Annotated in this window: 14 protein-coding genes and 1 pseudogene; 8 read left to right on the top strand and 7 right to left on the bottom strand. The window is 70.2% G+C overall.

Annotation, left to right across the window (positions count from 1 at the left end; all coding sequences use genetic code 11):
• Positions 1–6: 6 nt before the first annotated feature.
• Positions 7–543: a DoxX family protein gene (locus ABD264_RS03270; RefSeq protein WP_144942166.1), complete on the bottom strand. Its 537-nt coding sequence runs from the start codon at positions 541–543 to the stop codon at positions 7–9.
• 209 nt (positions 544–752) lie between these two features.
• Here ABD264_RS03270 and ABD264_RS03265 point away from each other — a divergent pair, with 209 nt between their 5' ends.
• Both ABD264_RS03265 and rsrA read left to right on the top strand, forming a co-directional pair.
• The gene (locus tag ABD264_RS03265) at positions 753–1,430 is read left to right on the top strand and encodes a sigma-70 family RNA polymerase sigma factor (protein WP_144942167.1); all 678 of its coding nucleotides are present in this window, start codon (positions 753–755) and stop codon (positions 1,428–1,430) included.
• A gap of 4 nt (positions 1,431–1,434) precedes the next feature.
• Positions 1,435–1,701: a mycothiol system anti-sigma-R factor gene (rsrA, locus tag ABD264_RS03260; protein WP_144942168.1), complete on the top strand. Its 267-nt coding sequence runs from the start codon at positions 1,435–1,437 to the stop codon at positions 1,699–1,701.
• Positions 1,702–1,784: 83 nt separating this feature from the next.
• Here the strand turns inward: rsrA and ABD264_RS12440 are convergent, their stop codons facing one another.
• From ABD264_RS12440 to ABD264_RS03250, 3 genes are all read right to left on the bottom strand, one after another.
• Positions 1,785–1,859, bottom strand: a complete 75-nt coding sequence (locus tag ABD264_RS12440) for a 50S ribosomal protein bL37 (RefSeq protein ID WP_098054049.1) — start codon at positions 1,857–1,859, stop codon at positions 1,785–1,787.
• A gap of 162 nt (positions 1,860–2,021) precedes the next feature.
• Positions 2,022–2,621 (bottom strand): GDSL-type esterase/lipase family protein, encoded by a 600-nt coding sequence (locus ABD264_RS03255; RefSeq protein ID WP_055085455.1) that lies wholly within the window; start codon positions 2,619–2,621, stop codon positions 2,022–2,024.
• A gap of 168 nt (positions 2,622–2,789) precedes the next feature.
• Complete coding sequence (locus ABD264_RS03250) at positions 2,790–6,731, bottom strand: multifunctional oxoglutarate decarboxylase/oxoglutarate dehydrogenase thiamine pyrophosphate-binding subunit/dihydrolipoyllysine-residue succinyltransferase subunit (RefSeq protein ID WP_303104907.1); 3,942 nt, start codon at positions 6,729–6,731, stop codon at positions 2,790–2,792.
• A 270-nt stretch (positions 6,732–7,001) separates the two neighbouring features.
• On the opposite strand from ABD264_RS03250, the gene ABD264_RS03245 reads away from it, so the two are divergent.
• The 4 genes from ABD264_RS03245 (at position 7,002) to ABD264_RS03230 (ending at position 11,440) form a co-directional block, all read left to right on the top strand.
• Complete coding sequence (locus ABD264_RS03245; protein WP_344204159.1) at positions 7,002–8,459, top strand: GuaB1 family IMP dehydrogenase-related protein; 1,458 nt, start codon at positions 7,002–7,004, stop codon at positions 8,457–8,459.
• A gap of 143 nt (positions 8,460–8,602) precedes the next feature.
• Positions 8,603–9,580 (top strand): metal ABC transporter solute-binding protein, Zn/Mn family, encoded by a 978-nt coding sequence (locus ABD264_RS03240; protein WP_295110692.1) that lies wholly within the window; start codon positions 8,603–8,605, stop codon positions 9,578–9,580.
• Positions 9,581–9,584: 4 nt separating this feature from the next.
• Positions 9,585–10,469, top strand: a complete 885-nt coding sequence (locus ABD264_RS03235; RefSeq protein ID WP_344204155.1) for a metal ABC transporter ATP-binding protein — start codon at positions 9,585–9,587, stop codon at positions 10,467–10,469.
• Positions 10,470–10,480: 11 nt separating this feature from the next.
• The gene (locus ABD264_RS03230) at positions 10,481–11,440 is read left to right on the top strand and encodes a metal ABC transporter permease (protein WP_344204558.1); all 960 of its coding nucleotides are present in this window, start codon (positions 10,481–10,483) and stop codon (positions 11,438–11,440) included.
• A gap of 70 nt (positions 11,441–11,510) precedes the next feature.
• On the opposite strand, the gene ABD264_RS03225 is transcribed toward ABD264_RS03230, so the two are convergent.
• Together ABD264_RS03225 and ABD264_RS03220 are read right to left on the bottom strand one after the other, a co-directional pair.
• Positions 11,511–12,482, bottom strand: a complete 972-nt coding sequence (locus tag ABD264_RS03225) for a diacylglycerol/lipid kinase family protein (RefSeq protein WP_344204152.1) — start codon at positions 12,480–12,482, stop codon at positions 11,511–11,513.
• A 164-nt stretch (positions 12,483–12,646) separates the two neighbouring features.
• A pseudogene (locus tag ABD264_RS03220) lies at positions 12,647–13,066 on the bottom strand (Fur family transcriptional regulator); the annotation flags it as partial.
• Between the two features lie 168 nt (positions 13,067–13,234).
• Between ABD264_RS03220 and ABD264_RS03215 the strand changes: the two are divergent.
• Together ABD264_RS03215 and ABD264_RS03210 are read left to right on the top strand one after the other, a co-directional pair.
• Positions 13,235–13,897: an MBL fold metallo-hydrolase gene (locus ABD264_RS03215; protein ID WP_295110696.1), complete on the top strand. Its 663-nt coding sequence runs from the start codon at positions 13,235–13,237 to the stop codon at positions 13,895–13,897.
• A 132-nt stretch (positions 13,898–14,029) separates the two neighbouring features.
• Positions 14,030–14,458, top strand: a complete 429-nt coding sequence (locus ABD264_RS03210) for an HIT family protein (RefSeq protein WP_295110699.1) — start codon at positions 14,030–14,032, stop codon at positions 14,456–14,458.
• 207 nt (positions 14,459–14,665) lie between these two features.
• On the opposite strand, the gene hrpA is transcribed toward ABD264_RS03210, so the two are convergent.
• Positions 14,666–18,862, bottom strand: coding sequence for an ATP-dependent RNA helicase HrpA (hrpA, locus tag ABD264_RS03205; RefSeq protein ID WP_344204146.1), 4,197 nt, complete (start codon positions 18,860–18,862; stop codon positions 14,666–14,668).
• Positions 18,863–19,023: the final 161 nt, after the last annotated feature.

Genomic DNA, 19,023 nt, shown 5'->3' with positions numbered 1-19,023 from the left:
CGGCTCCTAGTTCGAGACGGCGTCCTGCACGGCCTTCTCGGCCTGCGCCAGCTTCTTCTTCGTGTCCTTGCCCACCTTCGCGGCGTTCTTGCGGACGTCGTCCGCGAGGTGGCTCGCGCGCCACGCCAGCGAGGGGTTGCCGGAGGTGTCCACGGCGGCGATCATCACGGCACCGAGCAGGGACACGTTCTTCAGCAGACCGGCACGGCGGGTGGCCTTGCCCTCGGCAGAGCCCGTGTCCGCGGAGCGGTACTGGGTGTAGCCGTTGAGCGCGGTGGTACCCAGCAGCACGGTGGCCGAGAGGCGGGGCAACTTGCTGATGGCCAGCAGGGACGCAGCGGTGACCTGCGCGGCGGCGACACCCTGGGCGACGACGGCGCGGTTGGCGGTCACGGGGCGCAGCTGGGGGACAGCGGACTCCACGGCCTTCAGCACGGGATCCAGCTGCTGGGCGGCCGCGGACGAATTGCGGAACGCATCAATGCCTCCGGCGATGTAGCCGGTGGCCAGCAGCGGGCGGGCGAGACGACGAACGATGCTCATGGTTCTCCTCCTAGCATCCCGGCACTTCCGGGAGGGCACACCGACCATCCTATCGGCCTGCGCCCGTGCCTCCCCGGGAATACCCGCGTGCGGACGGCGTGTTATGCCGAATGGACAGACGGCGCCGCGCCCACGGTGCCGTGCCGCGTACGAGCCACGGAATGGGGTGATCACTGCAGATGCCGGTCGCGACCCTAGACTTGGGAACGATGAACGATCAGCGAAGTCAAGACTCCCGCGCAGTGGACCACCCGGAGGAAGTGCCCGCCGGGGAGGAGTCCACGCAGCAGCGGCGCGAACGGTTCGAGCGCGACGCCATGCAGTACGTGGACCAGCTCTACGCCGCCGCGTTGCGCATGGCGCGCAACCCCTCCGATGCCGAGGACCTGGTGCAGGAGGCCTACACCAAGGCGTTCTCCGCGTTCCACCAGTACAAACCCGGGACCAACCTCAAGGCCTGGCTGTACCGGATCCTCACGAACACCTACATCAACCTGTACCGCAAGCGTCAGCGCGAACCCCGCCAGGCCAACACGGACGCGGTGGAGGACTGGCAGCTGCATCGAGCGGAGTCGCACACCTCCACAGGCCTGCGCTCTGCCGAGGTTGAGGCGCTGGACCACCTGCCGGACTCGGACGTCAAGCGGGCACTGCAGGAGCTGCCCGAGGAGTTCCGCCTGGCGGTCTACTTCTCCGACGTGGAGGGATTCGCGTACAAGGAGATCTCCGAGATCATGGACACGCCCATCGGCACCGTGATGTCCCGGTTGCACCGGGGGCGCAAGCTTTTGCGAGAGAAACTGGGCGACTACGCCCAGGAACGAGGATTTGACACGTCCAAAACCCGCAAGGGCAAGGACGGCGCACCAGCGAAGGATCGAGGCTGAAAACATGACCGACAAACCGTGCCACAACGGCTGCACGGACGAGCGCATCCGCAGGATCTACGAGTACCTGGACGGCGCGCTGACCACCGAGGACCTCGAAGAGATCCACGCGCACCTCACGGACTGCCCGGAGTGCGCGCGTGAGTACAACTTCGAGTGCATCATCCGCTCGGTCATGAAGCGTTCGTGCTGCGAGACGGCGCCCACGGAGCTCAAGCGCTCGATCCTCGAGCGGATCGACGCCCAGTGCCGGGAGCACCCGGTGGCCTGAACAGTCATCTGTTCCAACCCCGGACGTGCAGAACGCCCGTGACCATGACGGTCACGGGCGTTCTGTGGTTCGTGTGCAAGACCTCAGGAGTTGGGCCGCTTGCCGCGGTTTGCCGAGTTCTTACGACGATCCTTGCGCTTACGTCCACGCTTGCTCATGATGTACCTCCTGCAGTGATTGGCTGGGACATCGTCTGTCAGTATCTCACATCCTCGCGCCGGTGCGAGCCACCCGAGCAGGCCACGGTTGCGAGCGACCGGGAACAACGACGCCGCGTCCGTGGGGTGCGCCGTGCGTGTGCGTACCGGGTTCCGCTCGGGTCAGCGGGGCTCGGGCAGCTGCAGCCAGGAGTACCAGCCACGGTGCAGCACGAGCCACGCGATGAGGCCGTAGCCGGCCTGTCCCGGGTTGCCGTGGTTCGCGGCGAGGTCCTTGCGCCACTGCTCGTGGTGCTGCAGGGGGTTGAACGTGTCCACGTACACGTGGTTGCGGCGGGTGGTGACGTCCCCGTAGGCGGCGGAGAGGTCAGCGATCTTGCGGTTGCGCTGCGGGTCCAGCGTGGGGGGAGGCCCCACCACGAGCACCTTGACGTTGTTCTGGGTGGCCTGGTCCACGATGTTCGCCATGTTCAGGCGGGAGCGCGCGGACGTGATGCCTAGGTCGATGTCCAGCACGGAGGGCGCGATGACCAGGCGGTTGTCGCAGGCCGGGTCGAAGCGGCGTGCCGCTTCGTCGAACCAGCGCTCGTTGAGGGTCTCGCTGCCTTCGCCCGGCGCCGCGAGGTTGTACGCGTCCACCGGGACGACGTCGCGGGGGGTGCGGGCCATGACGCGGCCGAACCAGCCGAGCGCGCGGGGGTCGTCCACGCCGGCCAGCAGTTCGTCTCCCACGGCCACAATGCGGATCCTGCGTTGGTCCACTCTTCTACATCCTTCGGGTTGCCGCGCGGACCGGGGTGGCCGCGCTGTCGTCGATCCCCCGCTGCCACGGACTCGACCAGGCCGGGTGCGGAACAGCGGAGGATCCGTTCCGGTGCCCCGGCGTGCGGTGTGCCCCGGCCCGCAACCGGAGCGCACCGCACGGGGATCTCACTCGCCGCGGTCGAACGCCTGCTGCACGAGGGTCTCCAGCTCGGCGGCGTGGCGCTTGGCCGAGCCGTTCGCGGGGGAGGCGGAGGCAGGGCGCGAGGCCAGCGTGACGGGGCGGTCCAGCTGGGGCACCAGGTTCACGGCCATGAACGGCCACGCGCCCTGGTTGGCAGGCTCGTCCTGCGCCCAGATGATGCGCGCATCCGGGTAGCGGTCCAGCTGCGCCTTGATCTCGTCCGTGGGCAGCGGGTAGAGCTGCTCAACGCGCACGATCGCGGTGGAGTGGTCGTCCGACTTTTTCCGCTGGGCCGCGAGGTCGTAGTACAGGCGGCCAGAGACGAGGATCACGTCCGTGACCTTGGCGTCGTCGAGCTCCGCGGCGTCCGGGATGACCGACTGGAAGTTGCCGCGCGTGAACTCCTCCACCGGGGAAGCGGCCGCCTTCAGGCGCAGCAGCTGCTTGGGGGTCGCCACGACCAGCGGACGGCGGGGACGGGAGTACGCCTGGCGCCGCAGCAGGTGGAAGTGGTTCGCCGGGGTGGAGGGCTGAGCCACGATCATGTTCTTCTCCGCGCACAGCGACAGGAAGCGCTCGATGCGGGCGGAGGAGTGGTCCGGGCCCTGGCCCTCGAAGCCGTGAGGCAGCAGCATGACCAGGTTGGAGCGCTGGCCCCACTTCTGCTCCGCGGAGGAGATGAACTCGTCCACGATCGTCTGCGCACCGTTGATGAAGTCGCCGAACTGGGCCTCCCACACAGTGAGCGCCTCGGGGCGCTCCACAGAGTAGCCGTACTCGAAGCCCAGCACGCCGTACTCGGAGAGCAGGGAGTTGTAGATCGAGAACCGTGCCTGGTCCGCAGAGAGGTTGTTCAGGGGCGTCCACTCCGCACCGTTCTCGGCATCAAAGAACACCGCGTGACGCTGGGTGAACGTGCCGCGGCGGACATCCTGGCCGGACATCCGTACCGGAACGCCGTCCATCACGAGGGAGCCGAAGGCCATGAGCTCGCCCATGCCCCAGTCGATGCCGCCCTCGAGAGTCATCTCCCGGCGCCTCTCCGCGAGCTTCTGCAGCTTGCGGTGCATGGTGAAGTTCTCGGGGAAGTCCACGTGGGCCTCGCCGATGCGGCGTGCGGTCTCCTCGGAGATGGCCGTGGTCTTGGGCACGGACACCCCGGAGTCCGCCTGCTGGGCGGAGGGGCGCTCGATGTTGGCGATCGCCGCGGCATCCCCGGTGACCAGGGGAACCGTGGAGTTCTGGGCTTCGTGCGTCTCCGCGAAGACCCGCTCGAGGCGCTCCTGGTAGTCCTTCAGTGCCCGGTCCGCCTCCTCTTGGTTGATGTCACCGCGGCCCACGAGGTTCTCGGTGTAGATCTTGCGGGTGGAGCGCTTGCCGTCGATCAGCGAGTACATCAGGGGCTGGGTCATCGAGGGGTCGTCGCCCTCGTTGTGGCCGCGGCGGCGGTAGCACACGAGGTCGACCACGACGTCGTGGTGGAAGCGCTGGCGGTACTCGAAGGCGAGCTGCGCCACGCGGGTCACGGCCTCGGGGTCGTCCGCGTTGACGTGGAAGATCGGTGCCTGCACCGTGCGGCCCACGTCCGTGGAGTAGGTGGAGGTGCGGCCCGCGGAGGGCGAGGTGGTGAAGCCCACCTGGTTGTTGACCACCACGTGGATGGTGCCGCCCACGTTGTAGGCGTCCAGCCCGGACATCTGCATGACCTCGTAGACGATGCCCTGCCCGGCCATGGCGGCGTCGCCGTGGACCTGGATGGGCAGCACGGGGAACTCGCCGTTGCCCTCGGGGCCGGCGCCCAGCACGTCCGTCTTGGCGCGGGCGATGCCCTCGATCACGGGATCCGCGGCCTCAAGGTGGGAGGGATTCGCGGCCAGGTAGACCTGGGTCTCGTTGCCGTTGTCGGAGGTGAAGACGCCCTCGGTGCCCAGGTGGTACTTCACGTCGCCGGAGCCCTCGGAGGCGCGCGGGTCCTGGCTGCCCTCGAACTCGCGGAAGACCTGGGCGTAGGACTTGCCCGCGATGTTGGTGAGCACGTTCAGGCGCCCGCGGTGGGCCATGGCGATGCCCACGCCCGCGAGGGAGGCGTCCGCGGCGTCGGAGATGATCGCGTCCAGCAGCGGGATCAGGGACTCGCCGCCCTCCAGGGAGAAGCGCTTCTGGCCCACGTACTTGGTCTGCAGGAAGGTCTCGAAGGCCTCCGCGGCGTTGAGACGCTCCAGGATGTGGAACTGCTCCTCACGGGCCGGCTTCTGGTAGTCCCGCTCGAGCTTGGACTGGAACCACTCGCGCTGCTCGGGCTCCTGGATGTGCATGTACTCCACACCCACGGTGCGGCAGTAGGCGTCCCGCAGCCGGCCGAGGATAACGCGCAGGGTGAGCAGGTTCTGGCCGCCGAAGCCGCCGGTGGGCCACTCGCGCTCGAGGTCCCACAGGGTGAGGCCGTAGGTGCGGATGTCCAGGTCCGGGTGCTTGCGCATCACGTACTCGAGCGGGTTGGTGTCCGCCATGAGGTGTCCACGCACGCGGTAGGCGTGGATCAGCTGCTGGATCCGCGCGACCTTGTTGATCTGGATCTCGGGGTTGACCTGGTTGTCCACGGCCCAGCGGACGGGCTCGTAGGGGATGCGCAGTGCCTCGAAGATGTGGTCGTAGAAGTCGTCCCCGCCCAGCAGGTAGTGCTCCACGAGCTTGAGGAACTCGCCGGAGCCGGCGCCCTGGATCACGCGGTGGTCGTAGGTGGAGGTCAGGGTGATGACCTTGGAGACCGCGTTGCGGGCGATCGTGCGGGGGGAGGCGCCCTTGTACTCGGCGGGGTAGTCGAGCGCGCCCACGCCGATGATGCACGCCTGGCCCTTGGACAGCCGCGGCACGGAGTGCACGGTGCCGATGCCGCCGGGGTTGGTCAGGGAGACGGTGGTCCCCGCGTAGTCGTCCATGGTGAGCGCGCCGTTGCGCCCGCGCTTGACGATGTCCTCGTAGGCGGTCCAGAACTGGAGGAACGACATCTCCTCGGCGCCCTTGACGTTGGGCACCACGAGGTTGCGGGAACCGTCCTTGTTGGGGATGTCGATCGCGATCCCGAAGTTTACGTGCGCCGGGTGGACGGCGGCGGGTTTTCCGTCCGAGTCGTCGTAGATCACGTTCATGGACGGGAAGTTGGACAGCGCACGAATGACGGCGTAGCCCACGAGGTGGGTGAAGGAGACCTTGCCGCCGCGGTTGCGGGCGAGGTGCGAGTTGATGACCAGGCGGTTGTCGATCAGCAGCTTGGCCGGCACGGCGCGCACGGTGGTGGCGGTGGGGACCGTGAGAGAGGCCTCCATGTTGGCGGCCACGGCCTTGGCGGGACCGCGCAGCTTGACCACGGTGTCCTCGGCCGGCTTCTCCTTGGCGGCCTTCGCGGACGCCTCGCCCTGGTGATCCTCCGGCTGTGCACGGATGGGGCGCTTGGTGCCGGAGGCCTCCGCGGCGTCGGCCTCGGTGTCCACGCCCGCGGGACGGCCCTTGGCCTTCGATCCGGTGGCGGCGGGAGCCGGGGACTTCGCGCGCTCGGGCGCGGCAGCGGCCTTGGGAGCGGACGCCGACGACGACGCCGCGGCGCCGGTCCCCGAGCTCTTCGCACCGGATGCCTGCGCGCCGGAGCTCTGAGTGGCGGAGTTCTGCTTGGGGGAGGCCTGCTTGCCGGAACCCTGCGCGCCGGAAGCCTGGTTGCTGGAGGCCGCGGGCTTCGCGTCCGAGTCGCTGCGACGGGAGGACGAGGCGACCTCTGAGGGCTTGTCGCCGCCGTCCATCTGCTCGAAGATGGGCCACCACTTCTTGTCCACCGAGTTCTTGTCCGCCTGGTACTTCTCGAACAGCTCGTCCACGAGCCATTCGTTGCCGGCGAATTCTTCAGGGATAAGGTGCTGCGGCTGCTCTGGCACGAGTGATACGCCTCTTCCGTAAGTGCTGTGTGTCCCGGGCGGTGAGCTGGTCCTCGTGGCCCGCTGGTGGCTCCCACGGAGCTTACCCGCCGTGGCTGACCTGCAGTGGCTTCGCGCTCGCAAAGCCGTGCCGACTTTCCAGTCTAGTAAGGCAGCTGGGCGCGTGCCACCCGTGACGGTGCGCTCCCGCACCGCACCCGGCACTAACCCGCAGCCCTGCCCGGCCCCGGCCCGCGCGGCCTCGGCGGGGACACCGTAGACTCCCGTGACGTGCGCTACCTCACGACTCCGACCACGGACCTCACCTACAACGACGTCTTCCTCGTGCCCTCCATGTCCCGGGTGACGTCCCGATTCGACGTGGACCTCACGCCGGGCGACGGCACGGGGGCCACGATCCCGCTCGTCGCCGCGAACATGACCGCGGTGACGGGCCGCCGCATGGTCGAGACCATGGCGCGGCGCGGCGGCCTGGGCATCCTCCCGCAGGACGTCCCGCTGGATGTGATCGCCGAGGTCACTACCTGGGTCAAGGACCGCTCGCACCTGTATGAGACCCCCGTGGTGCTGGCCGGGACGAGCACCATCCACGACGCCCTGGGCATCATGCACAAGCGCCCGCACGGTGCCGTGCTCGTCACGGACGAGGGAGGCGGCTATGAGGGGGTGGTGCTGGACGCGGACTGCCGGGACGTGGACCGCTTCACGCAGCTGCGGGACCTCGCCCGGACTGACGGACCCGTGCTTCAGGTCTCGGAGCTTCCCGCCACCTCGGACCCCGCCGCGCTGCGCGCCGCCTACGACACGCTCAGCGGCGCCCGCGTCCAGGCCGCACCCGTGCTGCGCGGACGCGAGGTGGTGGGGCTGCTGACGCGGCAGGGACTCGTGCGCTCCACCATCTACACGCCCGCGCTGGACACCTCCGGGCGGCTGCGTGTGGGCGCCGCGGTGGGCATCAACGGGGACGTCTCCGGCAAGGCGGCCAGGCTCCTCGCGGCCGGGGTGGACGTCCTCGTGGTGGACACCGCGCACGGGCACCAGGTCAAGGCGCTCGAGGCCCTGGCGGCCGTGCGCGCGCTGGACCCGCAGGTCCCCGTGGTGGCGGGCAACGTGGTCACCGCGGACGGCGTCCGGGACCTCGTCTCGGCCGGTGCGGACATCGTGAAGGTGGGGGTCGGACCCGGCGCCATGTGCACCACCCGCATGATGACGGCGGTCGGGCGCCCCCAGTTCTCGGCGGTCGTCGAGTGCGCGGAGGCCGCGGCGGACCTCGGCGCACACGTGTGGGCGGACGGCGGCGTCAAGCACCCGCGCGACGTCGCCCTCGCCCTCGCCGCCGGAGCAAGCCAGGTGGTGGTGGGCTCCTGGTTCGCGGGAACGCACGAGAGCCCGGGGGAGATCAACGTGGACGCGAACGGTCGCGCCTACAAGGAGTCCTTCGGAATGGCCTCGGCCCGTGCGGTGCGCCACCGCACGGTCGGCGAGGACCGCTTCGCCCGCGCCCGCAAGGCCCTGTTCGAGGAGGGCATCTCCAACTCCACCATGTACCTGGACCCGCAGCGCCCCGGCGTGGAGGACCTGCTGGACCACATCACGTCCGGGGTGCGCAGCTCGATGACCTACGCGGGGGCCGCGAGCCTCGAGCAGTTCGCGGCGCGCGCCGTTGTCGGCGTCCAGTCGCAGTCCGGCTACGACGAGGGTCGCCCACGCTCGGAGTCTTGGACGTGAGGCGCGGGGCCATGTGCCGACGCGGGCGCGAGTGGGTGTTCTCATCTGGCCGCTAATTGAGAATGGTTCGTGATAAGCTCGCTCACGCTCACGTGCCACCGATTCTCACGGCCCCGGTCGGGATCGCGACGGGAAGGAACCCCATGACCCAAGGACGCACCACTCGCACCGGCGGGCGCACCGTGGCCGCCGTCGCGCTCGCCGCGTTGACGGGTCTGACACTCGCGGGGTGCGCGAACGGCTCCACCGGCGGATCGGACGAATCCTCCGACGGTGGGAAGATCCGCGTGGTCACCTCCACCACCGTGTACTCAGACCTCACCTCCCAGGTGGGAGGGGACAAGGTCGAAGCCACCCCAGTAATTGACTCGAGCGCCCAGGACCCGCACTCCTACGAGGCCACCACGCAGGACAGGCTGCGGGTGGGTGAGGCGGAGCTCGTGGTGGAGAACGGCGGCGGGTACGACGAGTTCCTCTCGGGCCTCACGTCCAAGGACCAGCGCGTGGTCGACGCCGTCGACGTCTCCGGGCTGCGGAGCGGGGACCAGACGCGGGAGGCCGAGGACCACTCCCACGCGGCCGAGGACGGCCACCACGACCACGGCGACTTCAACGAGCACGTGTGGTATGACCTTGAGAGCATGCAGAAGGTCGTGGACGCGATCGCTACGCAGCTCGGCGAGGTGGACCAGGAGAACAAGGACTACTACGCGGACAACGCCAAGCGGGTCTCCTCCGAGCTGGGAACGGTGCGGGACGAGGTCTCGAAGATCGGGGCCTCCGGCGGCTACGTGGCCACCGAACCGGTGCCCGGGTATCTTCTGGAGGACGCCGGTCTGCACGACGACACCCCCGCGGAGTTCACCGCCGCGATCGACTCCGAGTCGGACGCCTCCCCGGCCGTGTTCAGCAAGACCGTGGACCTGGTCAAGAGCGAGCACGTCTCGCTACTGGCGTTCAACAAGCAGACCTCCACGGGCCAGACGGAAAAGCTGCGCACCGCCGCGCAGGACTCCGGGACGCCCGTGGTCGAGTTCACCGAGACCATCCCGGACGGCCAGAACTACCAGCAGTGGATGACGGAGAATACCCAGCACGTCGCCCAGGCACTCACGAAGTAGGACCATGCAGCCAGCCACACCACGCACCGGCCCCGCCGGGCCCGGACCGCAGAACGACGCGGCCGCACCGGCCACGGCGGCGGACGCCGCGCCCGCGATCAGCCTGCGGGACGCCGAGCTGGCGTTCGGGGACCGCGTCCTGTGGTCCGGGCTGAACCTCGACGTGGCACCGGGGGAGTACCTCGCCGTGCTCGGGGCCAACGGCACGGGCAAGACGAGCTTCCTGAAGGTGCTGCTGGGCCTGCTGCCCCTGACCTCCGGGACCGTGTCCGTGGCCGGAACCCGACCGCGCGTGGCTGCCGCCCACGTGGGCTATGTGCCCCAGCAGCGCGGCTTCCCCGCGCGGACCCCGCTGCGCGCCAAGGACCTCGTGGCCCAGGGCGTGGACGGGCACCGCTGGGGCGTCCGGCTGCACCCGCGGCGTGTGAACCGGCGCGTGGCCGAGCTCCTGGAGCGCGTGGGCGCCGCGGAGTACGCGGACGCGCCCGTGGGACTGCTCTCCGGCGGTGAGCAGCAGCGGCTGCGCGTGGCCCAGGCCCTGGCGGCGGACCCCTCGGTGATGCTGTGCGACGAGGCCCTGCTCTCCCTGGACCTGCACCACCAGCACGTGGTCAGCGAGCTCGTCCACGAGCAGCGCGAGCGCCACGGCAGCGCCGTCGTCTTCGTGACGCACGACGTGAACCCCATCATCGACCACGTGGACCGCATCCTGTACCTCGCCAACGGCTCGTTCCGGATCGGCACCCCGGACGAGGTGCTGCGTTCGGACGTGCTCTCGCAGCTCTACGGCACCGACATCGAGGTGCTGCGTAGCAACGGCCGGATCCTCGTGGCCGGACGCTCCGACAGCACCCACCACACCGACTCCCCGGAGGAGATCATCCCGTGATCCTGGCCGAGATCGACTGGAGCTCCTTCCTCAGCTCCGTGTTCGTCTTCGACGACTACGGCGAGCTGCTCGTGCTCGTGCGCAACTCCCTGTGGGCTGGCGCCGTGCTGGGGCTCGTGGGCGGCGTGGTGGGCACGTTCGTGATGATGCGGGACCTCGCTTTCGCGGTTCACGGAATCGCCGAGCTGTCCTTCGCGGGTGCGGCCGCCGCGCTGCTGATCGGCGCGGACGTGATCACCGGGTCCCTCGTGGGCTCCGTGCTCGCGGCGCTGATCATGGGCTTCACGGGGTTGCGCGCCAGGGAGGGCAACTCGTTCGTGGGTGTGCTGATGCCCTTCGGCCTGGGCCTGGGCATCCTCTTCCTCTCCCTCTACGAGGGGCGCTCCTCCAACAAGTTCTCGCTGCTCACCGGGCAGATCGTCTCGGTGTCCTCGCTGCAGCTCACGTCCATGGTGGTGCTCTCGGTGCTGGTGCTCGCCGTGCTCGTGGCCGTGTGGCGGCCACTGACGTTTGCGAGCACGGATCCGTTCGTTGCCCGCGCCAAGGGTCTGCCCGTGCGCGGGCTCGCCATCCTGTTCATGGTCCTGCTGGGGATCTCGGTGGCCTTGTCGGTGCAGATCGTGGGTGCGCTGCTCGTGCTGGCACTGCTCATCACCCCGGCCGCCGCAGCCATGAACCTCACCTCGAGCCCCGGCCGCACCGTGGTGCTCTCCGTGCTCTTCGCGGAACTGGCCATGGTGGGCGGGCTCCTGTTGGCACTTGGCGGGAACATCCCGATCAGCCCCTACGTCACCACCATCTCGTTCGCCCTGTGGCTCGTCTCGCGCGTGGTGCGCGCCGTCCGTGAGCGCTCGGCCTCCTACCGTCGCGCGGTGACGGCAACGGCAACGGCAACGACGACGACGCCGCGCGGCGCCGTGGCCGCGGACGGCACCGGGGCGGCCACGGCGTCGTCGACCCCGGCACCGTGACCCGCGGGGATCCGGACGCCGCGGGGCAGGATGTTCAACACGGGCAGCGTGCTCAGCAGGGGCAGGACGCTCAGAAGAGGAGCTGAACCGCCGCCGGCACGACCTCCAGGGACACGGGCAGGGGTCCCAGGCGCTCGCCGTCGCCGTACGCGGCGGCCTCGTGCGTCCCCTCGCCCTCGGTGGCCGCACCGTGCACCGCCACGCGGGCGGACACGGCGGGCTCCACCGAGACCTGCGGCAGCGCCAGGTGGGTGCCCCGGAACAGCTGCGGGAACCGCCAGACCAGGCGCAGCGGGTCCACGTCCGCGACCATGAAGAGGTCCAGCGCACCGTCCGAGGGGTCCGCGTCCGGCAGGATGGTGAGCCCGCCGCCGATCGAGGACGTGTTGGCCAGCACCAGGAACGAGAGGTCCCGGTCCGTGGCGTGGAGCATGCCGTCCGGGGAGGTCCACGACAGGTCGTAGCGCCGTGCGCGCATGGACAGCGCCTCGACGGCCAGCGCGACGGCGTACTTCGCGGAGACCTTGACCCGCGACCAGCGGTTGGCGCGCGCGTTGACGCGGGCGTCCAGACCGAGACACACCGCGGTGGCGCACAGGTGCTCGGTGCCGTCCGCGCAGGTCACACGGACCATGTCGGTGCTGCAGGGCTCGGACTCGAGACCGCGCAGCACGCGTCCGGCCGCGCGCTCCACGTCCCCCACGGGGATGCCGTGGAACCGGGCGAGGTCGTTTCCCGAGCCCGCCGGGACGAGCCCGAAGGGGAAGTCCACTCCCTGTCGGCGCAGGGCGTCCAGGCACTGCAGCACCAGGTGGGCCATGCCGTCCCCGCCCACCGCGACGACGGCCGCGATGCGCGGGGAGTCCGCGCGCAGAACGGCGACGAGCCGGCGGGACAGCTCCGCAGCGGTGGGCGCGGCCACGGGCACGGGCCGGTAGCCGCCCGCGCGCACGATGCCGGCCGCCCTGGCGTAGGCGGTGCGACCGGTGCGGGACGAGCCGTTGTGGACGAGCAGAATGTCTGAGGGTGGCTGCGGACTCACCGGTTCCGGCCCCGGGCGCGGGAGCCGTGCAGGGTGGAGGACGTGGTGGCGCGCGTCTCGTCCCGGGGGTCACTGGTCCCCGCGCCGGTCCCGGCGCTCGGCGCAGGGTCGGTCTCCGCCGGGGACCCGGACGCCTGCTGGTCCTCGGGATCGCCCCCGGCCTCAGCCCTCGCCGCCGCGGCGCACTCGGCGCAGATGCCGCTGATCTCCACCGTGTGGTCCACGTCTGCGTAGCCGTAGCGGCGGGCGGTCTGCTCCGCCCAGGACTCCACCTGTGGGGCCTCCAGCTCCACGGCGGCCCCGCACGAGCGGCACACCAGGTGGTGGTGGTGGTGCTCGGCCTCGCACCGGCGGTAGATGGCCTCGCCGTCCGAGCTGCGCAGCACGTCCACCTGTCCGAGCTCCGCCATGGACTGCAGGATGCGGTACGTGGTGGCCAGAGAGACCGACTCCTCCCGCTCCTGCAGCACGCGGTGCAGGTCCTGGGTGGAGATGAAGTCGTCCAGGTGCTGCAGGGCCCGGACGACGGCGCGGCGCTGCTTGGTGTTGCGCACTTCCGCGTGCTGCGTCTTCCTGGTGGTCACCCGGGTGTCCTTTCCATGGGCGGGCTGGTGCGGCCATGGTAGCGCGGGGTCCCGACACCACGAACGGGGCAGGATCCGCCGCGGGGCAGCGGGCGCGGTGCCCCGACGGTGCTGCGGCGGCACCGACCAGGCCTGCTCCCGAACACGTCTAGCCGCTAGGGTGAGGACATGCTGCTGACCAAGTTCACCCACTCGTGCGTGCGTCTGGAGAAGGACGGCGCGGTGCTCGTGATCGACCCCGGGACGTTCTCCGAGGTGGAGGAGGCGCTCGCGGGTGCCGGAACCGTGCTGGTCACCCACGTGCACGCGGACCACTACGACGCCGACCGGCTGGTGGCCGCGCTGGCCACCTCCCCGGGGCTCACGGTGTACGCGCCCCGGCAGGTGGTCGAGGAGCTCGCGCCGCGGGTGGCGGACGCCGACCGGCTGCACGCGGTGGAGGCGGACGGCGAGTTCACCGCGGGCCCGTTCACCGTGCGCACCTACGGGGGGCAGCACGCCCTGATCCACCCCCTCATCCCCACAATTGAGAACGTGGGATACGTGGTCGACGGCGCGGTGTTCCACCCCGGGGACTCGTTCACCGTCCCGCCGGGTCTGACGGTGCCCACCGTGCTTGTGCCGTTGCACGCCCCGTGGTCCAAGATGTCCGAGGTGATCGACTTCGTCATCGCCACGCGGGCCACCCGGGTGCACCAGATCCACGACGCCCTGCTCTCCGAGACGGGCGTCGGCGTGGTGGAGAAGCAGGTCTCGCACTTCGCCGGGGTCTACGGCACCGAGTACCAGCACCTGGACCCGCGCGAGAGCGTGGAGATCGTACCCGCATGACTTCACCCGTGCCCCAGCCTTGCCCCTCTGCCCCGTCAGCTGGGCGACCGACCGGCTGAGCAGCCGAACTCGGGTGCCGTCCGTGTACCCGCCCGACCGAGTTCCACCGCATCCCAGTGAAAGGACACCGCCGTGAGTTCAGTGTTCACCAAGATCATCGAGGGAGACCTCCCCGGCCGTTTCGTGTGGCGCGACGAGCAGTGCGTGGGCTTCCTGTCCATCCAGCCGCTCGCGCAGGGACACGTGCTCGTGGTGCCGCGCCAGGAGGTGGACGCGTGGGTTGACCTGCCCGGGGACCTCGCCGCGCACCTGATGACCGTGTCCCAGGCCATCGGAAAGGCCATCGACGCCGCCTTCGAGCCCAAGCGCGTGGGGCTCATGATCCAGGGCTTCGAGGTGCCGCACACCCACCTGCACGTGTGGCCCACCAACTCCATCGAGGAGTTCGACTTTGCCAACGTGGACCAGGACCCGGACCCCGCGGTCATGGACGAGTCCGCACGGCGGATCCGCGATGCGCTGATCGCCCAGGGCCACGCGGACGAGGTCGAGCAGGACTGACCCGTCCCACGGTCGCCTGAGTCGGCCGTCGGCGGCCGACACCGAGCACGTCACGCGCACCGCACGAGGCGCGGGCCACCCGAGGGTGGCCCGCGCCTCTGTCGTGCCGGTGTGCCGAGTCCTGCCGGGCGGGCGCCTCTGCCTTCCACTGCTCTGGTGCTCCGGGTCATCCCGGGGCTCCGGTGTCGGCGGACCGTGGGCCCCTGCTCAGGAGCGCTCGCGTAGCTTCTTGCGGATCCGCTTCTCCGAGACCGAGTGGGCGGTGCCGAGCTCCTGGGCGAAGAAGGACACGCGCAGCTCCTCGAGGTCCCACCGCACGGCGGTCAGCGCCGCGGGCACCGGCACGGTGGCCGGGACGGCCTCACGGGTACGGCGGTACTCGGCCTCGAGGTCGTGCACCGTCTGCATGGCCACGGCGTCGCGCTGCAGGTGCCCGGAGAGCTTGTCCAGCCGCCCGTTCACCCCGGCCAGGTAGCGGGGGAGGTGCTGCAGGGCCTGCCATCCGGTCCGGGCCACGAACCCGGGGTAGATGAGCCGGTCCACCTGCTCCGACATGTCCTTGAAGGCGGCGACAGCCCCCAGTGAGCCGGGCTTCTTCAGCCGTTTGCGTACCGTGGTGGCCTCCGTGAGCGTGGTGGTCACCAGCGAGGTGACAGCGAAGACGGTGTCGATGAGCTCCGCGCGCACGTGCTCGGCCACGCGGTCGAACTCCTCGCGGGTGAACGGGGGCTCCTGCGGCACGAGCCGGTCGATCGCGGCCACGGTGCAGTCGTGGATTAGCGCCTCTACCGAACCGTGCGGGTTCTGGGTGAAGATCAGCCGCTCCTTCTGGCTCAGGTGCTCCACCACGTAGCGGTGCACCGGGGGCAGGACGCGCTGCAGCATCGCAATCACGCCGTCGCGCTGGGCGGCGCGCTGCTCCTCGGGGTCGCTCAGGATCCGCAGGTCCACGCGCGGGGCCTCCGCGGTTCCCGGTGTCGCCGGGGGCACGGCCACGAGCGTGGGGTAGCCGGTAACCGTCTGACCGGCCACGAGCGTCTCCACGCTGCGGGGCGGGTCCGGCTCCGGCCAGGCCGTGAGGTCCGAGCGCTCCAGCCACGCGGTCGGCGGGGTGTCCTGGGTGCCGTTGCCGCCCGGGCGACGTCGTCCCGAGCCCGAGCGGGCTTCGTCGCGGGAGCCCGGCTTGCCGGTGCCCGCCCCTGCTGACTGTGAGCCCCGCGACCGCCTGCCCGAGTCGGCGGAACCGCTGCCTTGCCGGCCTCCGGTGCCCGCGGCGGCGTCGTCCGTGTGGGCGGCGTCGTAGAGCTGCGCGGCGGCGCCGCCCAGGGATGCCGCGAGCGCCTCCCGGACCCTGGGCCGCAGCCGCTGCTTGAGCTCCGTGAGGTCGTCCCCGCGGCCGAGCACGGCATTGCGGGCGTCGCGCACCTCGAAGCGCATCCGCAGGTGGGGCGGCAGCGCCTCCGGGTGGAAGTCGGCGGCCGTGACAGTGTGCCCGCGCAGGCGCTGCAGCACCGTGGCCAGGGAGGCGAGCAGCGAGTCCCGGGCGGGGTCGAACTCCTCGTCCAGGCGGGCGACGGCGCTCGCGGCGGTGTCCGGGGCGGGCACGAAGTTGCGGCGCACGGCCTTGGGCAGGGACTTGATCAGGGCGGTCACGAGCTCCACCCGCAGCCCGGGGATGTGCCACTCGAACTGCTCGGGGGACAGCCGGTCCAGGAAGAGGACGGGGATCCGCACGGTGACCCCGTCCGCGGTGTCAGCGCCGGGGGCGAACTCGTAGTCGAGGTCGAGGCTGAGCTCGCCGTCCGGGGTGGAGACCGTCCAGGAGCGGGGGAAGGACTCCGTGTCCAGCGCGGGAGCCTCGGGGGCGATCAGGTCCTGCGGTGTGAGGTCCAGCAGGTGCTCGTCCTCGTGGCGAGCCTTCTTCCACCACGAGTCGAAGTGGCGCTGGGAGACCACCTTCTCGGGGACGCGGGCGTCGTAGAAGTCGAAGAGCACCTGGTCGTCCACCCGCAGGTCCTTGCGGCGCATGCGGTTCTCGAGCTCCTCCACCTCCGCGAGTGCCCGGCGGTTGCGCTTCACGAACGTGTGGCGCGTCTGCCAGTCGCCCTCCACGAGGGCGTGGCGGATGAACAGCTCGCGCGAGAGCGCGGGGTCGATCGAGGAGAACAGCACGGGCCGTTCGCTCACCAGGGGCAGGCCGTAGAGCGTGACCTTCTCCGAGGCCATCACCGCACCGCGGGAGCGGGACCAGTGGGGCTCGGAGTAGCTGCGCTTGACGAGGTGCGGGGCGATCTCCTCGACCCACTCGGGGGAGATGGCCGCGTTGGTGCGCGCCCACAGCCGGGAGGTCTCCACGAGCTCCGCGGACACGAGCCAGTCCGGGGACTTCTTGAACAGGGCGGAGCCCGGGAAGATCGCAAAGCGTGTGCCGCGCGCGCCCCGGTACTCCCGGCTGCGCTCGTCCCGCACGCCCACGTTGCTCAGCAGCCCGGAGAGCAGGGACTTGTGCACGGCGTCCTGGTTCGCGGCCACGTCGATCTCGCGCGAGCCGCCGGCGTCGATGCCCACCTGCCGCGCGATCTGGCGCAGCTGGGCGTAGAGGTCCTGCCACTCCCGGATCCGCAGGAAGTTCAGGTACTCCCGCCGGCACAGCTTGCGGAACTGGGAGGACGAGAGCTCGTCCTGCTGCTCCTGCAGGTACTGCCACAGCAGCCCGAAGGAGAGGAAGTCTGAGGTCTTGTCACGGAAGCGCGCATGGAACTCGTCCGCGGCCTGGCGCTTCTCGAGCGGGCGCTCCCTCGGGTCCTGCACGGTGAGCGCGGCGGTCAGCACGAGCACCTCGCGCACGCAGCCGCGGCGCTGGGACTCCACGATCATCCGGCCCAGCCTCGGGTCCACCGGCAGCGCGGCGAGGATCTCGCCCGTGCGGGTGAGCGGGCCCTTCGCCCGTTCCCCGCCCCGCGGACCGCGGCCGCGGCGACCACGCCGGGAACGCTGCCGTGCGGAGGACGACGACGCGGCGGCGTCGTCCTCGTGCGGGTCCCCGGAACCCCGCAGCGCACCGAGCTCGCGCAGCAACAGGACCCCGTCCTTCACAGCGCGGGCGTCCGGTTTCTGCACGAAGGGGAACTCCGTGATGTCCGAGGGCTGCGAGACCACGCCCACGGAGATCATCTGCAGGATCACCGCCGCGAGATTCGTGCGCAGGATCTCCGGGTCCGTGAACTCGGGGCGGGACTCGAAGTCCTCCTGCGAGTACAGCCGGATGCACACGCCGTCCGAGGTGCGCCCGCTGCGGCCAGCACGCTGCTTCGCCGAGGCCTGCGAGATGCGCTCGATGGGCAGCCGCTGCACCTTGGTGCGGGCCGAGTAGCGCGAGATCCGCGCCGTACCCGGGTCCACCACGTACTTGATCCCCGGCACCGTCAGAGAGGTCTCGGCCACGTTGGTGGCGAGCACGATCCGCCGGTGCGAGGAGGGGGAGAACACCCGGTTCTGCTCCGCCATGGACAGCCTGCCGAACAGCGGCAGGATCTGGGTCCCGGCCAGCGAGCGGTGGGAGTCGATGACCTTCTGCAGGGCGTCCTGGGCGTCCCGGATCTCCCGCTCGCCCGCGAAGAACACGAGGATGTCCCCGCGGGGCTCCCGGGAGAGCTCGACGACGGCGTCGCACACCGCGTCGATCGGGTCCCGGTCCTCGTCCGCGAGCCCGTCCCCGGTCTCCTCCTCGTCCTCTCCGCCGTCCCCGCTGCGCTCCTGGCTCAGCGGCCGGTAGCGGATCTCCACGGGGTAGGTTCGTCCGGAGACCTCGATGATCGGGGCAGGCTCAAGCTCAGCCTCCGGGTGAAGCGGATCCGGCTGCGCAAAGTGCTCCGCAAAGCGCTGCGGGTCGATGGTCGCCGAGGTGATCACGATCTTCAGATCCGGACGCTGGGGAAGCAGCTGGCGCAGGTAGCCCAGCAGGAAGTCGATGTTCAGGGAGCGCTCGTGGGCCTCGTCGATGATGATCGCGTTGTAGCGCGAGAGCGTGGGGTCGTGGCTGATCTCGGCCAGCATGATGCCGTCCGTCATCAGCTTCACCCGGGAGTCCCGGCCCACCTCGGACGTGAAGCGCACCTGGTAGCCCACGGTGTCGCCCACGCGCTCGCCGAGCTCGTGGGCGATCCGCTCGGCCACGGAACGTGCGGCGATCCTGCGGGGCTGGGTGTGCCCGATCAGTCCGCCCTCGCCCAGACCAAGCTCCAGACACATCTTGGGCAGCTGGGTGGTCTTTCCGGAACCCGTCTCACCGGCGACCACCACCACCTGGTGGTCGCGGATGGCGGCCATGATGTCCTCCCGCCGCGCACTGACGGGCAGGTCTTCCGGGTACACGATGCGGGGTGCGGTGCTGGGCTCAGTCATCTCATCGAGAAGTCTACGGGTCGCCTCCGACACGCGAGTGTGACGGGGTTCCGGCCCAGGTCACGAGCCCCGTTGTCCTCACATGTGAGCTGCGTCGCATTTTTCGACCGATTGTTAGGTAATATCCAGTCACCACTCATCCTGCGGGGAAAGGACACCCA

Source organism: Kocuria salsicia (assembly GCF_039532055.1).
Classification (GTDB): Bacteria; Actinomycetota; Actinomycetes; order Actinomycetales; family Micrococcaceae; genus Kocuria; species Kocuria salsicia.
Note: the sequence above shows the minus strand (reverse complement) of the source record. Positions and strands in the feature narration are given on the sequence as shown.